The following is a 15,542-nucleotide window of genomic DNA, read 5'->3' as shown; positions in this document are numbered from 1 at the left end:
GGACTCACTCCGCAATCGAAGGGGCGGGTACGCGGTAGGCGGACCGGTCGATGCGCCGCAGGGCCGGTGCGGACGCCGGACGGCGCCCGGCCGCGGCCAGGGCCTCGGCCGTCGCGCGCACCGTCGGCGCCGCGAACAGCCGGCCCAGCGGCAGCTCCACCCCGTACCGCGCCCGTACCCGGGCGAGCAGCTGGGTGGCGAGCAGCGAATGCCCGCCGAGGTCGAAGAAGTTGTCGGTGGCACCGACGGCGGGCACGCCGAGCACCTGCGCCCAGATCGCGCACAGCTCGCTCTCCACGGGCGTCGCGGGCGCGACCCGGCCGGCCTCGGGGGCGGCGGGCTCCGGGTCGGGCAGCCGGCGCCGGTCGAGCTTGCCGTTCGGGCCGAGCGGCCACTCGGCGACGGCGGCGAAGGCCGTCGGCACCATGTGGGCCGGCAGCAGCTCCCGCAGGTGCGCCCGCAGTGCGGCGGCCAGTCCGCCGACGGCGGGCGCGTCCGGGCCCTCGGCGGGGCGGACGTGCGCCACCAGCACCGGGGTTCCGGAGCTGCCGGTGCGCACCGAGACCACCGCCGAGTCCACGCCGGGGTGGGTGCGCAGCGCCTCCTCGATCTCGCCCGGCTCGATGCGCATCCCGCGCAGCTTGACCTGGTGGTCGATCCGGCCCAGGTACTGCAGGGTGCCGTCCGCCCGCCACCGGCACAGGTCGCCGGTGCGGTAGAGCCGGGCCCCGGGCGCGCCGAAGGGGTCCGGTACGAACCGCTGCGCGGTCAGCCCGGGCCGGCGCCAGTAGCCGCGGCCCACGGCCGGGCCGCCCAGGAGCAGTTCGCCCGGCACGCCGACGGGGACGGGCCGGCCCGCGCCGTCGACGACGTACACGTGCGCGCCGTCGATCGGGCGGCCGATCGGCACCCGGCTGCCGTACCCCTCGGCGCAGGGGTACCACGTCACGTCGACGGCGGCCTCGGTGGGCCCGTACAGGTTGAACACCCCGGTGTCCGGCAGCAGTGCGGCGCATTCGGTGACCAGCGCGGCGGGCAGCTCCTCCCCGCTGCACACGATGCGGCGCAGGGTGCCGCGTACGGCGGGCAGCCGGCCGGCGGTGGTGAACGCGGCCAGCATCGAGGGCACGAAGTGCACGGTGGTGATCGCGGCCGAGGCGATCAGGTCGCACAGGTACTCGGGGTCCTGGTGGCCGCCGGGCCGGGCGAGCACGCAGCGGCCGCCCACCATCAGCGGCCAGAACAGCTCCCACACCGAGACGTCGAAGCCGATGGGCGTCTTCTGGAGCACGCCCTCGCCCTCGGCGAGCCCGAACGCCCGGTGCATCCACAGCAGCCGGTTGACGACGGCGCCGTGTTCGTTCATGGCGCCCTTCGGCCGTCCCGTGGACCCCGAGGTGAAGATCACGTACGCGAGGTCGCGGACCCCGGCGCCGGACTGCGGGCGGTGCCCCGGACGGGCGGCGACCGCGGCGGCGTCCCGCCGCAGGCACAGCACCTGCGCGCCCGCGGCCGCGGCCGCGGCCGTCAGCTCCGCGGGTGCGGCGGCCGTGTCGGCGACGACGACCCGGGCCCCGGCGTCCTCCAGCATCATCTCGATCCGGGCCGCCGGGTAGCCGGCGTCCAGCGGCAGGTAGGCGCCGCCGGACTTGAGGACCGCGAGCAGCGCCACCATCAGGTCCAGGCCGCGCGGCAGCGCCACCCCGACCAGCGCCCCCGGGCCGACGCCCCGCGCCCGCAGCTCCCACGCCAGCCGGTTGGCCCGCTCGTCCAGTTCGGCGTAGCTCAGCCGCTCCTCGCCGTACTGGACGGCGGTGGCCCGCGGCGTGCGGTCGGCCTGGGCCTCGATGTGCCCGTGCACGGTGGCGGTGTCCGTCGCCGAGGCGGGCACGCCCGCCCCGCTCCACCGCTCCAGCAGCCCGGCGCGGTCGGACTCCGTCATGACCGGCAGCTCCGACAGGGCGGCGGAGGCCCGCGCGGGCCCGGCTTCCTCCAGCACCAGCCGCAGCGCGGTCGCGATCCGCTCCACGGTGGCCGGGTCGAACAGCTCGGTGCTGTACTCGACGAGCCCGTCGAAGCCTCCGTCGGCGCGCGGAGCGAGGTCCACGGCCAGGTCGAACTTGGCGGTGCCGGTGTCCAGCCGGACCGGCAGCATCTCCAGGCCGCCCACGACGACCGGCTCCCGGGCCTGTTCGTCGGACTGGAACAGGTAGCGCACCAGCGGGGTGCGGCCGCCCGCGTCCCGCTGCGGGCGCAGCTCCTCGACCAGGTGGTCGAAGGGCACGTCGGCGTTGGCCCGCGCGTCCAGCACCTCGCCGTGCATCCGCCCGACGAGCTCCTCCAGCGAGGGGTCGCCCGACAGGTCGACGCGCACCGGGAGGGTGTTGACGAAGAACCCGGCCAGCGCGGCCGTCTCGGCCCGGCCGCGGCCCGCCACCGGCGTGCCCACCACGAGGTCGTCCTGGCCGGTGAAGCGGGCGAGGACCGCGGCGAACGCAGCCATGGCCACGGTGAAGGGGGTGGTGCGCAGCCGGTCGGCGAGCGCGCCGATCCGGGCTCCGGCCGCCGCGCCCACCTCGAAGCGGGCGTGCGCCCCGGAGAAGTCGGAACGGGCCGGTCGGGGCCGGTCCGTGGCCAGGTCGGCGAGGACGGCCCCGTCGAGCCGAGCCCGCCAGTGCTCCAGCTGCGCGGCCGCCGCCGGGGAGGACAGCCACTGCGACTGCCACAGCGCGTAGTCCGCGTACTGGACCGGCAGTTCGGGCAGCCGCGGCTCGCGCCCCTCGGCCTGCGCCCCGTGCAGCTCGACCAGTTCGCGGATCAGCACGTGGAGCGACCAGCCGTCGGACACGGCGTGGTGCATGGCCAGGACGAGGAGCCGGGCCTCGCCGTCGCCCTGCAGCAGGGTGCAGCGCAGCAGCGGTCCGGCGGCGAGGTCGAAGGGCTCCGCCGCGATCCGCCCGGCCCGCCGGACGAGCTCCTCCCCGGCCTCGCCGGGGGCCTGCACCGTGCGGACGGCGACGGGCGCGGCGGGCAGGGCCACCGCCCGCACGCCCCCTTCGCCGTCGGCGCGCAGGACGCTGCGCAGTACCTCGTGCCGTTCGGTGATGCGGGTCAGCGCCCGCTCCAGCGCCGGCTGGTCGAGGCGGCCGCGCAGCCACACGCCGCAGGCGATGGTGTACGCGGCGCTGCCCGGCTGGAGCTGGTCGAAGAACCAGAGCCGGCGCTGCCCGGAGGACGGTGCGGCGGGGGCGGCCGGGTCGGGCCGGCGCGTGATGCCGCCGGGCGCGGAGCCGAGGCCGCGCCCGCGGCGCAGCTGCGCGAGCAGCGCGGCGCGCTGCGGGGAGAGGAACTCGGAGGACATGGCGTCACTGGCCTTCGTCGTCAGGGGACCGGCGTTCAGGGGTAGGTGCGCAGCAGTTCGGTCAGGCAGCGGGTGCCGAACTCCAGGGCGGTTACGGGGATCCGCTCGTCGGCGCAGTGCAGCAGTCGGCGGTGCGGGGCCCCGGCGGGGAGCAGGAGCGGCAGCCAGCCGTAGCAGCGGATGCCCAGGCGGGCGAAGACGGTGGCGTCGGTGGTGGCCGGGCTCATCACCGGCAGCGGCACGGCCTCGGGGTCCGCCTCGCGCAGGATCGCCTCCAGCCGGTCGTAGAACGGCCCGAACTCGGGCTCCGCGATCAGCTCGGGCCGGACCCGGGGGTCCTCGTGCAGCAGCTCGATGCCGATCACCTCGGCGTCTTCGCCGTCCCCGCCGCCGGTGCCGTCCCCGCCGATCAGGGCGCGTATCTCGGCGACCAGGTCGGCCACCTCGAACTCCCCGGGCAGGATCCGCCCGTCGACGTCGACGGTGATCTCCGCCGGCATCATGTTGATCTTGTGCCCGGTGCGCACCACCGTCGGGTTGACGGTGTGCCGCAGCACCGAGTCCAGCTGGAGCGCCTCGTTCAGCGGCAGTCCCGCCGGCGGCGCGTCGCCCTCGCGGTCCTCCCGCAGCCGGTTCACCGCCTCGGCCAGCGGCGCCGGCAGCGCCCCGGCCAGCGCGGCCAGCATCCGGTCGGCGGCCGGCATCTGATGGCGCGGCAGCCGGGCCCCGCTCAGCGCGGTCAGCACCGCGCCCAGGCGGGCCGTCGGATTGCCCGGCGCGGCCAGCCGCGAGGCGTGCCCGCCGGGCCCGCGCAGGGTCAGCCGCAGCCAGCCCGGCCGCTTCTCGGCCACCACCACCGGGTGGAAGCGGATCCCGGCCAGCTCGATGCCGGCGCCGCCCTCCTCGCCGATGGCGTACCGCACCCCCTCGAACAGCTCGGGGTACTGCTCGACGAGGAACGCGGCGCCCGCCCCGCTGCCGTCCTCCTCGTCGGCGACGACCGCGAGGACCACGTCCCCGGCGGGCCGCTCCCCGGCCGCGCGCAGCCGGAAGAGCGCGGACAGCATCATCGCGAGGCCGCCCTTCATGTCGATCGCGCCGCGGCCCCACACCTCCCCGTCCACGAGGCGCCCCTCGAACGGCGGGTGCGTCCACTCCTGGCCCGTCACCGGCACCACGTCGGAGTGCGCGTGCAGCAGCAGCGGCGGGGCCTCGCCCCGGCCGGGAAAGCGCACCACCAGGTTGGTGCGCTCCGCACTGGGACCGACCACCTTGTAGTCCGTGATCCCCTCGGCGATCAGCAGCCGTTCGAGGTGGGCGACGAGGCGGCCCTCGTCGCCGGGCGGGTTGACGGTCTCGATCCGGATCAGGTCCCGCAGCAGCGGCACCGGGTCCAGCAGGGGGGAGTCGTGCATGGCGCGGCCTTTCGGATCAGCTCGGGTTCGGGGTGGGAGCGGGCAGCGCCGCCGCCTCGCGCAGCAGCTCGGTGCCCGTGCCCAGCCACTGGGAGTCCACGGCGGCGCGGCGCAGGAACAGCTGGGCGTCGCAGGCCTCCGTCATGCCGTACGCGCCGTGCAGGTGCACCGACTCGGCGGCCGCCCGCCGGGCCAGATCGCCCGCCAGGTACAGCGCCTGCGCGCCGGTGCGCAGTACGTCCTCCCCGCGGTCGGCGGCCGCGGCCCCCGAGCGGGCGAAGGCCAGTACGGTCGCCGCCTCCGCGGCCAGCGCCGCCAGCCGGTGGGCGGGGGCCTGCTGCCGGGCCAGCGGCTGCCCGAAGGCCTGCCGGGACCTCAGCCGCTCCGCGGCCAGCTCCACCGCGGCCCGCGCGGCTCCGGCCAGCGCGGCGGCCTGCCGGATCCGGGCCGCGGCCAGCACGGCAGGCCAGGACGCGCCCACCGGGTGGACCGCCCCGGACACCGCGGCCCGGTCCAGCTCCACCGCGTACAGGTCGCCGCGGCCGATGTCGTCGCGGCGCGCCAGGCGCACCCCGGGCTGCTCGCGCGGCACGAGGGCCAGTACGGGCTCACCGTCGGGCCCGGCTGCGACCACCGCCAGATGACCGCAGTCGGCCGCGAAGGCGGTGAAGGGCCGGCTGCCGGTGACCGTGTAGCCGTCCGCCTCCCGGTGCACGGTGAGCGGACCGGGCCGGGCGGGCCCGGTCAGCCCGTCCCCGCGGACCGCGAGGGCGAGACGCTCCGCGCCGAGGGCGACCCGGTCGAGCAGCGGTCCGTACGCCGGATCCCCGGCGGCGGCCAGCAGCGCGGCCGCCGTCACGGTGTCCGCGTACGGGCTCTGGTACAGGGCCGCGCCCATCAGCTCGGCGATGGCGGCCCGTTCGTGCCCGGTGCGCGGCCCGAAGGCGCCCAGTTCGGCCAGGGTCGCCCACACGGCGTCCCTGGTGCCCGCGTCCTCCTCGCCGAGCCGGGCCGCCGGCCCGTCCGCGGCGCCGCGCGGCCGCTCACCGAGCCGGCGCAGCACCGGCGCCAGCTCCTGCCCGAACAGTTCCCTCAGCTCGTCGAGCACGGCCGTCGTCACAGCAGCCCCAAACCGTTGGTGGCGATCAGAGTGAGCATGACCTCGGAGGTCCCCGAGGCCAGCCGGTGCGAGGGGCCCATCCGCAGCCCCGCCTCCAGTACCCCGCCGTCGGGCGCGGCGCCGTCCCAGGCGGTGAGGACCGCCTCCAGCCCGCAGACCTCCAGGGCGAGGTCGAGCACCGGCCGGATCTGCTCGGTGGCGTACCACTTGGCCATCGCCGAGCCGACCGGGTCCGGGCGGCCCGCGCCGAGGTTGCGCACCTGCTGCCAGGCCATGGCGTGCCCGGCGCGCAGCCGGGCGTCGAGCGCGGCCAGCGGCAGCGCGTACGCCGGGTCCGCCAGCCGGCCAGTCGCCGCGGCCCGCTCGGCCACCAGGTCCAGCAGGCGGCGGGCCTTGGCGTGGAAGTCGACCCCGGTCCGCTCCAGTTGGAGCAGGTCGTTCATCAGGGCCCAGCCGTTGTCGACCTCGCCGAGGACATCGGCCTCCGTGAGGCGCACCCCGTCGATGACGACCAGGTTGAACCGGTCGTTGCACAGCGTCGCCACCGGCTCCACGTGGACGCCGGGGGAGCGCAGGGGCAGCAGGAAAAGGGTGATGCCGTGCATCGCCACCGGTGACTCGGTGGTGCGGGCCGCGCACAGCGCCACTTCGCCGTACTGCGACTTCATGTTGTAGATCTTCTGTCCGTACAGCCGCCAGCCGTCGCCGTCGCGGCGCGCGGTGGTGCGCAGCCCCGACAGGTCGGATCCGGCGTCCGGCTCGGTGAAGAGCACGGTGGCGATCTCCTCGCCGGCGGCCAGTGCGGGCAGGTGCCGCTTCTTCTGCTCCTCGGTGCCGACCTCCAGCAGGAACCGCCCGACGATGTCGATGCTGAGGACGTGCACGTCGTCGGGGATCCCGGCGAGGGTCATCTCCTCGGTGACGATCGCCGCCTCCGCGGCGCCGAGGCCCGCCCCGCCGTACTCGTGCGGCCAGTTCGGGGCCAGCCAGCCCCGCTCGCCCAGCCAGCGGTGCACCGGCAGGTGCGTCGCCTCGGTGCCCGGCGGGTACGCGGCGATCCCGGCGGCCAGGGCGCGTACGCGCTCCTCGGCCAGCAGGGCCCGCACCTGCCCGCGGAACTCCTCCTCGGCGGGGCTGAGGGCGCCCGGGTGTCCGCCGGTCACAGCGCACCGTCCCGTCCGGCCTCGGCCGTCTCGGCGGCTTCGGCGCGCTCCAGCAGGGCCAGCAGCTCGGCGTCGTCGGCCGAGGCCAGCTCCCGCTCCTCGACCAGGTCGGCGAGCTGCCCCAGGGTGCTGTTGACGAACAGGTCGCGCAGTTCCAGCTCCACCCCGAAGCGCTCCCGGACCCGGGCCGCGAACTGGGTGATCTTGAGCGAGTTGCCGCCGACGGCGAAGAAGCCGTCGTGGGTGCTGAAGCCGCCCCGGCCCAGGATCTCCTCCCAGATGCCGGCCAGCGCGAGCTGCGTGGGCGTCGAGGGGGCCTCGAACTCCACGGCGGCCGCGGCCTGCTCGGGCTCCGGCAGCCGGGCCCGGTCGAGCTTTCCGCTCGCCGCCCGCGGCAGCTCGGCGAGCACCGCGAAGAGCGCGGGCACCAAGTGCGCGGGCAGCCGGCCGCCCAGGCGGCGGCGCAGCTCCCCCTCGTCCGGAGCCGCCGTCCCCGCGGCGGGGACCACGTACGCCACCAGCCGGGCGTCGGCGCCCGCGCCGTGGGCGACGACGACCGCCTCGGCGATCTCCGGCTCCGCGGTCAGCGCCTGCTCGATCTCGCCGGGCTCGATGCGCAGCCCGCGGATCTTGACCTGCTGGTCGACGCGGCCGCGGAACTCCAGGTTCCCGTCGGCCCGGCGCACCACGAGGTCGCCGGTGCGGTAGAGCCGCCCGCGGTCCCCGCCGCCGGTGCCTCCGTCCCCGTACGGGTCGGGTACGAACTTCTCGTCGGTCAGCTCCGGGCTGTTCAGGTAGCCGCGGGCCACTCCGGCGCCGCCGACGAGCAGCTCGCCCGGCACTCCGACGGGCACCAGGGCCCCGAACCGGTCCACCACGTGGGCCCGGTAGTTGGCGAGCGGGGTGCCGATGGGCGGCATCGCGTCGTGCACCGTCCGCGGGCACTTGTAGTCGATGCAGGCGACCGTGGCCTCGGTGGGCCCGTAGCCGTTGTGGAACTCACGCCCGCCGGTGTTCCAGCGGTTGACCAGCTCGCCGGGGAACGCCTCCAGGCCGACGAAGAGCATCCTCAGCTCCGGCAGCGCCGCCGGGTCGAGCGACCCGAGCACCGCCGGCGGCAGGTCGGCCACGGTGACGTGCTCGTCCTGCATCAGCGAGGTCAGCCGGGCGGGGTCCAGCAGGGTCTCGCGCGGCGCCTGCACCAGGGCGGCGCCGCTGGTCAGCGCGGAGAAGAAGTCGAACAGGCTGACGTCGTAGGACGGGTTGGCGAACTGCAGCACCCGGTCCCCGGGGCCCATCCGGAACAGCTCCGTGATGGCCCGCGCGAAGTTGACGATCGAGCGGTGCTCCACCTGCACGCCCTTGGGGCGCCCGGTCGAGCCCGAGGTGAAGATCACGTACGCGAGGTTCTCCGGCCCCGCGGAGGCCGGCAGCCGGCCGGGCGCGGGCCCCTCCGCGAGCGCCGGGTCGTCGGCGAGCACGGCGGTGACCGAGGCCGGCAGCTCCCCGGCCAGGTCGGCCGTGGTGACGGCGGTACGGGCGCCGGCCTCCTCCAGCAGCAGCTCCCAGCGGGCGGCCGGGTGGTCCGGGTCGAGCGGCAGGTAGCCACCGCCCGCCTTGTGCACGGCGAGGAAGGCCACCGGCAGCGCCGGGCCGCGCCGCGCGAGCACGCCCACCACCGACTCGGGCCCGACCCCCTGGGCGCGCAGCGCGCGGGCGAGCCGGTCGGCCCGCTCGTCGAGCTCCCGGTAGGTCAGTGCCGTCCCCTCGTGGACCACGGCCACCGCGTCCGGGTGGGCGTCGGCGACGGACTCGACGAGCTGGTGCAGGCACAGCCCCTCCGTGCCGTACGTGCGCGCGGTGTCGTTCCAGCCGCGGACCAGCTGCCGGTGCTCCGCGTCCGTCAGCAGCGGCAGCTCGCTCAGGCGCAGTTCCGGGTTCTCCGTGACGGCCCGCAGCAGCCGCGCGTAGTGCCCGAACAACCGCTCGATACGGTCCGTGTCGAACAGCTCGGTGGAGTACTCGGCCCACAGCCGCAGGCCCTGCCCGGGCACCTCGGTCAGCTGCACGGCCAGGTCGAAGCGGGCGGTGCCCGGGTCGGCCGGGTACGGCTCGGCGGACAGCCCGCCCGCCTCGGCCTCGGCGGCCGCCGCGTGCTGGAGCGTGAAGCAGGTCTGGAAGAGCGGGTTGCGGCTCGGGTCGCGCTCGGGGGCCAGCTCGTCCACCAGCGTGCCGAAGGGCAGGTCCTGGTGGAAGTGGGCGCCCATCACGGTCTCGCCCGTGCGCCGCAGCAGCTCGCGGAAGGTCGGGTCGCCCTCCGTGGAGGTGCGCAGGACCAGCGTGTTGGAGAAGAAGCCGATGAGGTTCTCGATCTCCGGCCGGGTGCGGCCCGAGAACACCGAGCCGAGGACGATGTCGTCCTGGCCGGTGTAGCGGGACATCAGCGCGGTGAACGCGGCGAGCACCACCGTCAGCAGGGTGGCCCGCTCGGCCAGGGCCGTGCGGTGCAGTCCGCGCAGCAGCTCGTCCGGCAGCATCCGCGTCAGCGTGGCGCCGTCGCGGGTGGGGTCCGCGGGCCGGGGCCGGTCGGCCGGGAAGTCGAGGGTCGCCGCCCCCGCCAGCCGCTCCCGCCAGTACGCGAGCTGCTTGTCCAGCACCTCGCCGGTCAGGTGGCCGCGCTGCCACACCGCGAAGTCGGCGTACTGGACGGGCAGTTCGGGCAGCTCGGGAGCGGACCCGGCCGCCTCGGCGCGGTAGAGGGCGACGAGTTCGCGGGTCAGGATGTCCGTGGACCAGCCGTCGGTGGCGATGTGGTGCATGGCCAGGACCAGGACGTGCTCCTGCGGCCCGAGGCGGACCAGCGACACCCGCAGCGCGTGCTCGGCGGCCAGGTCGAAGGAGTGCCGGATCTCCTCCCGCACGTGGGCCTCGACCGCGGCCTCCTGCTCCGCGCCGGCGAGCGCGCCGAGGTCGGTGACGGGCAGCGCGACCTCGGCGGGGGCCGGGTCGACATGCTGGTAGGCCACACCGTTCAGCTCCGGGTAGCGGGTGCGCAGGATCTCGTGCCGCCCCACCAGGGCGGTCAGCGCCCGCCGGAACGCCGGCAGGTCCAGCGGCGCCCGCAGGCGCAGCACGGACGGCGCGTTGTAGACCGGCCTGCCCTGGGACCACTGGTTCAGGAACCACAGCCGCTGCTGGGTGAACGACAGCGGCAGGGCCCGGTCCCGGGCCGCCGGGGCGATGGAGGTGCTCGTCGCCCGCACCGTGGTGCGCTGGCGCTCGCGCAGCGCCAGCAGGGCCTTGCGGGTGTCGGCGAGGCTGCGCGCGCCCGCGCCCGCGCCGGCACCCGCGCTGGCGCCCGCGCCGGTACCCGCAGCGGCAGCCGCTCCGGCCGCCGTTCCCGCCCCGGCCGTCGTTCCGGTCCTCGTCTCGGCCATCCCCGTCAGCTCCCCGTCGTCGTCAGCGGCGCGGCGCCGCCCGTCTCGTGTACGGCGGCCAGCCGTACGGTGGTCCCCGCGCCGCCGAGCGCGCCGGAGACCGGGTCCTTCACGCGGCCGTCGGCCACCACCACCTCGGCCACGGAGCCCAGCAGGGCCTCCCGGGCCGCCTGCAGCTTGGCCTTCATGCCGCCCACGGCCGCGTCCCCGACGGGCCCCTCGGCCGGCACCCGGTACTCGGGCAGCAGCGAGGACTCGTCGCGGTGGTCGGCCAGTACGCCCGGCGCACCCGTCAGCAGCACCAGCCGCTCGGCCCCCAGGGCCGCGGCGACCGCGGCGGCGGTGCGGTCGGCGTCCACGTTCACCGCGGTGCCGTCCTCGGCGAGGGCCGGCGGCGAGAGCACGGGCACGATGCCCTGCTCCAGCAGCAGGGCCAGCAGGGCCGGATCCACGCTCCGGATCCGGCCGTTGTGGTCGTCGCGGATCATGACGGTGCGACCGTCGAGCACCGCGCGGTGCGCGGCGGTCCGCCGGGCCCTGACCGTGGCACCGTCCAGGCCGGTCAGCCCGACGGCGCGGGCGCCGCGCCGGCCCAGGGCCGCCACCAGGGCGGGCTTGACCTTGCCGGCGAGCGCCAGCTGGAGGACCTCCAGGGTGGCGGGGTCGGTGTAGCGGCTGGAGGAGCCGCTGGGCGTGGTCAGCCGGCGCTGCGGGACACCGAGCCGCTCCGCCAGCAGGTCGACCTCGGCGGCCCCGCCGTGCACCAGCACGACACGGCGGCCCGCGGCGGCCAGGGAGGCGATGTCGGCGCACATCGCCTCCCGGTCGATCGCCGGGCTGCCACCGCATTTGACGACGGTGACGGGGTGAATCATGTGTCGCTGCCTCTCGGATCGGAACGGCGCCCTCGACGGGGCACGGGGCCCGGCGCCGCCGGGGGATGCCCGCCGGCGCCGGTGCGGGCGTACAGGGCCCGGGACTGGGCCCGGCAGGGGCCCGGCACGGTCAGATCGGGTGCAGGCCCGGGAAGCCCAGGGCGGTCCGCTCGTCCCAGCCCATGCGGATGTTCATGCTCTGCACGGCGTTGCCCGCCCCGCCCTTGACGAGGTTGTCCAGCGCCCCGATCACCAGCAGCTGGCGGCTCGGCGCGTCGTAGGCGAAGCCGACGTCGCAGTAGTTGGAGCCGAGCAGCAGCTTCGGCTCCGGGAACCGGTAGTTGCCGCGCTTCTGCGCGACGACGCGGACGAAGGGCTCCCCCGCGTACGCCGTGCGGTAGGCGGCACGGATCGCCGCCTCCGTGACCCCCGGCTGCGCGGTCGCCCGGATGACGACCTGCACACCGCGGACGGCGTCCACACCGGTGGCCGTCATCAGCGCGTCCAGGCCGGTGGCCTGGCTGATCTCTGCCTGGTGGCGGTGGTTCAGCGGGGCGAACACCCGCAGCACGTTGCTGCGCTCGGAGTGCAGGTTCATCTCGCCCGCCGAGGCGCCCGAACCGCTGGAGCCCACCCGGCCGTCGACGGTGACCCGGGACTCGATCAGGCCCGCAGCGGCGAGCGGGTTCAGTGCCAGGATCGACGCGCTCGCCATGCAGCCGGGCACGCTCACCAGGTCGGCGGTGCGCAGGCTCTCCCGGTGCAGCTCGGGCAGGCCGCTCACGGCGTCGGCGAGCAGCTCCGGCACCGGGTGCTCCCGGCCGTAGTGCCTGCGGTACAGCGCGGGGTCCTTCAGCCGCAGATCGGCACTGAGGTCGAAGACCACCTTGCCGCGGGCGGCGAGCTCGGCCCGCCCGGCGGGGTCGTCCAAGCTGGACGCGGTGAAGAAGAGGACGTCGCACTCGGGCAGTTGCTCCGGTGCGACGTAGCCGAGGTCGGTCAGGCCCCGGAGGTTGGGGTGGCTGCCGTCGACCCGCCTGCCGGACAGGCGGGTCGAGGTGGCGGCCACGACCTCGACCTCGGGGTGGCCGAGCAGCATCCGGAGCAGTTCGCCCCCGATGTACCCGGCCCCGCCGACGATCCCGGCGCGGATCACCGGAGTTCTCCTTCGAGGCGCACAGGCGCGGAGCGCCGGTGTTCTCTGCACATCTGGCCTGACCTGCACCTTCTCTGATTGTCAGTGAGGACTGTCGCGTTGCGGCCATGACGGCGACGCCGATGGCCGAGGGTGCTGGGGTTGCCCCCGTCCTTCAGGGCGGGGAGGTTTCACCTACTCACCCCAGTCCTCTTCGGCCTCGGGGGCCAGGGCCATGATGAGCGGCTCGCGCGAAACGATTTCGAGTTCCGCCATGCATTCCGCGCACTCGACGATTTCGTTGAGTTCCACCTCGGGTGCGACGGAGACGTCTCCGGTGCATTCCGGGCATGCTTCCTTGAGCAAGACAGCATTCCTTTCCATGCGGTATTCGGCATGTTTTCCGCGGGTGTTTCCACCGCAGGTCGAGCCTGCCGGGCGGGGCCCCGAGCAGTCAGTCGGGGATAACCCCTACGCACCCTGAGGGGCGTGCCCGCGGGCTTCCAGACGGCTCTGGAGTCCCTCCAGGGCCCGGTCGTACGCATCGAGCAAAGCGGCGGTGCGGCGCAGCAGACCCGGCACCGCCCCGGCCCGGTCCGGGCCCGCCGTGGCCACCGCGATGCGCAGCGCGGACCAGTGGTGGGCCACCCGGTCCACCTCGCGGGCCAGTTCGGCGAGCCGCAGCTCGCCGAAGCGCCGCCCGGCCTCGCGCAGGAACTCGGCGTGCAGCCCGGTCACCGCGAGGACGGGGCCGATGACGACGAAGACCTCGTCGCCCACGGCAGCGTCCCCGGGCAGCCTGTCGAAGGCCTCCGTCAGGAAGGTGCGCAGCCCCGCGAGCCCGCGCAGGTGCCCCGCGGCGGTGTCGGCGGCGGCCGGCTCCGCCCGCAGCGCGCGCAGGTTCGCGGCGGTCACCCGGTCCACGAACTCCGGGTCGAAGGCCGGCTGCCGCTCACCGATGCGCACCTCCAGCCAGCGGTTGCCGATCGGGTTCGCGGTGAAGAACAGGTCCCGGTCGTGGTGGACCGGGTTGCCGGAGTCACGGGCGGCGCCCAGCGCGGCCAGCGGGATGGTCCCCTGGAATGCGGGCGGCACCGGGTCGGCCACGAACACGTCGCCGGTGGTGTCGTCGAAGCCGTACAGCACCATCAGGTGGTTGGTGTGCACGTCGCGGTAGGCCGGCCGGAACGGCAGGTGGAAGTTGTCGGCGGCCACCGCCACCGGCGTGCCCGCCGCCAGCGCGGCCCGCACCTGCTCCCAGCCCTCGCGGGCGCCGGCCGGCTCGTGCCAGCGCGAGTGCACGTCGTGGAAGGGGGCGAGGCCGCCGAAGAGGTCCTCGGCCGCGCCCGGGAAGTAGTACTCCTCGCGGCGGATGTCGCCCGCCGGGTAGTCGAAGCCCCAGCCGGCGCCCAGCGCCTGCACCGGGTCCAGGCCGTGGAAGCCCAGCAGGACCCCCGCCGTCGTGTGCAGGCAGTGCGACAGCTCGTGCCGCCAGTAGCCGACGGGTCCCAGTTCAACTCGCAAGACGGCTCTCCTCGTCCGCTGTGACGGTCATCGCGAAGACGTGCATCGCCGGGTTGTCCGGCAGCCGCACCGCGGCCAGCGGGGCGGGCACGCGCACCGGCACCCGCTGCTGCCAGATCGACGGCGCGTGGTGCAGGTGGGTGTGGCGGGGGTAGCGCATGCTGCCGGTGGCGAAGGCCCTCGGCTCGCCGAAGTACGCGGCGGTCTGCGGCCAGAAGTCGCTCATCCGCAGCCACTCCCGGCGCACGGTGCCGTCCGCGTAGTGCAGTTCGACCTCGTCCTCGGTGCGCCGCTCGGCCGCGCCGACCAGGCCGATCCAGTCCCAGCGGCCGCCCGGCAGTTCCACCAGCTGGCCGCGGCAGCGGACGTTGTCCCCGGCGGCGCTCGCGCGGGCCGGGAACTCGAAGACGGCCCCCACGAGGTCCACCAGGGAGCCGGGCTCCGGCAGTTCCTCCGCCGGAAACGTATTGCGCCAGATATTGAACCCGTAGTCGCCGGGGGTGTCCGGCGGCTGTATTCCGCGATTGTTGAAATGCGCGGACAGATTGACGACGGTGTTTCCCAATCCCATCACATCCACTATGTTGCGGCTGTGCTCACCACAGAAAAGGCGGCCACTGCCGTCGATATCCAGTTCCGATTCCTTGACTCTGTTCCCGCCGCCCCGGAAGGCCTCTGCGGGCAGGTGGCGGCGGTCACCGCGGCCGCGTACGCCGCGGGCGACCTCGTCCCGGGCCTCCCCGTCGCCGACGGCGCCCGCGAACGGGCCGAGGACGTACGGGAGGACCTCGCCGCGGGCCGCGGACTGTGGGTCGCCTCCCTCGGCGGTGAGACCGCCGGATCGGTGCGGGCCGTGGTCCGTCCCGACGGGGACTGGGAGGTCCGCCGGCTGGCCGTCTCCCCCCGGGTGCGCCACGCCGGGCTCGGCCGGCTGCTGCTGCGCCGCCTCGAAGCGGCGGCCGCGGCCGCGGGCGCCCGGCAGGTGGTGCTCGACGCCGTGGTGGAGCGGGGCAACCCGGCCTTCTACGCCCGGGTCGGCTTCCGTACGGTCCGTCACTTCGGCGCTGCGGACAAGCCGCTCTCCGAGGTGCACATGGTGCGCGATCCGCGCGCGCCGCAGGCGCCCGGACTGCCCTACGCCCCCGGCGGGGACGGCTGGGCGGTGTCCTGGTGGGCCGGTCCGGACGGCACCCGCTGCCGCACCGGGGCGCCGCTGCCCGCCGCCCCGGAGGAGGCACTGCTCGGCATCGACTTCCTCCCCGGCGCCAACGGGGCCCAACAGGCGGCCCTGGAAGCGGTGTTGGCGGACGCCGCGGACCGGCGCACCGGGGACGGGCTGTTCTTCGCCCGTCCCGCCGCGCGGATCGCGGCGTTCACCCAGCCCCGGCTGATCCACACCAGCCTGCTGGCCTGGTGGCGCAGCCCGGCCGCCCGCGCGCCGCGCGCCGCCTGAACGGCGGCCCGACGGTTCACGGCGGGGCCGCTCGCCGCGGGGCCGTCCGTCGCGGGGCC

11 protein-coding genes are annotated in these 15,542 nt (G+C 75.7%); 1 reads left to right on the top strand and 10 read right to left on the bottom strand.

Annotated elements, in window-relative coordinates:
* Positions 1–4: 4 nt before the first annotated feature.
* From ACIBAD_RS27485 to ACIBAD_RS27440, 10 genes are all read right to left on the bottom strand, one after another.
* Complete coding sequence (locus tag ACIBAD_RS27485) at positions 5–3,361, bottom strand: amino acid adenylation domain-containing protein (RefSeq protein ID WP_398909147.1); 3,357 nt, start codon at positions 3,359–3,361, stop codon at positions 5–7.
* A 35-nt stretch (positions 3,362–3,396) separates the two neighbouring features.
* On the bottom strand, positions 3,397–4,776 hold the full coding sequence (locus ACIBAD_RS27480) for a M20/M25/M40 family metallo-hydrolase (protein WP_398909145.1): 1,380 nt from the start codon (positions 4,774–4,776) through the stop codon (positions 3,397–3,399).
* A gap of 16 nt (positions 4,777–4,792) precedes the next feature.
* Positions 4,793–5,896, bottom strand: coding sequence for an acyl-CoA dehydrogenase family protein (locus ACIBAD_RS27475; RefSeq protein ID WP_398909143.1), 1,104 nt, complete (start codon positions 5,894–5,896; stop codon positions 4,793–4,795).
* Entirely contained in the window at positions 5,893–7,059 is a 1,167-nt protein-coding gene (locus ACIBAD_RS27470; protein WP_398909141.1) for an acyl-CoA dehydrogenase family protein, read from the bottom strand. Before ACIBAD_RS27470 ends, ACIBAD_RS27475 begins: the two co-directional genes overlap by 4 nt.
* A complete protein-coding gene (locus ACIBAD_RS27465) occupies positions 7,056–10,496 on the bottom strand; it encodes an amino acid adenylation domain-containing protein (protein ID WP_398909139.1) in 3,441 nt (1,146 codons plus the stop codon). The genes ACIBAD_RS27470 and ACIBAD_RS27465 overlap by 4 nt, the downstream gene beginning before the upstream one ends.
* A gap of 5 nt (positions 10,497–10,501) precedes the next feature.
* Positions 10,502–11,371 carry a [LysW]-aminoadipate kinase gene (locus ACIBAD_RS27460; protein WP_134076160.1) on the bottom strand — a complete coding sequence of 290 codons (870 nt, stop codon included), beginning with the start codon at positions 11,369–11,371 and terminating at the stop codon, positions 10,502–10,504.
* Positions 11,372–11,501: 130 nt separating this feature from the next.
* Positions 11,502–12,527 carry an N-acetyl-gamma-glutamyl-phosphate reductase gene (argC, locus tag ACIBAD_RS27455; protein WP_398909137.1) on the bottom strand — a complete coding sequence of 342 codons (1,026 nt, stop codon included), beginning with the start codon at positions 12,525–12,527 and terminating at the stop codon, positions 11,502–11,504.
* 174 nt (positions 12,528–12,701) lie between these two features.
* Positions 12,702–12,872: a lysine biosynthesis protein LysW gene (locus tag ACIBAD_RS27450; protein WP_229335785.1), complete on the bottom strand. Its 171-nt coding sequence runs from the start codon at positions 12,870–12,872 to the stop codon at positions 12,702–12,704.
* Between the two features lie 105 nt (positions 12,873–12,977).
* A complete protein-coding gene (locus ACIBAD_RS27445) occupies positions 12,978–14,030 on the bottom strand; it encodes a BtrH N-terminal domain-containing protein (protein ID WP_398909134.1) in 1,053 nt (350 codons plus the stop codon).
* A complete protein-coding gene (locus tag ACIBAD_RS27440; protein WP_134076155.1) occupies positions 14,020–14,601 on the bottom strand; it encodes a hypothetical protein in 582 nt (193 codons plus the stop codon). The genes ACIBAD_RS27445 and ACIBAD_RS27440 overlap by 11 nt, the downstream gene beginning before the upstream one ends.
* 21 nt (positions 14,602–14,622) lie before the next feature.
* Between ACIBAD_RS27440 and ACIBAD_RS27435 the strand changes: the two genes are divergently transcribed.
* Positions 14,623–15,483 carry a GNAT family N-acetyltransferase gene (locus ACIBAD_RS27435; protein WP_398909132.1) on the top strand — a complete coding sequence of 287 codons (861 nt, stop codon included), beginning with the start codon at positions 14,623–14,625 and terminating at the stop codon, positions 15,481–15,483.
* The last annotated feature ends 59 nt before the right edge of the window (positions 15,484–15,542 follow it).

This window comes from Streptomyces sp. NPDC051109, from assembly GCF_044455885.1.
Taxonomy (GTDB): Bacteria; Actinomycetota; Actinomycetes; order Streptomycetales; family Streptomycetaceae; genus Streptomyces.
This window is presented reverse-complemented; position numbering and strand designations above follow the sequence as displayed.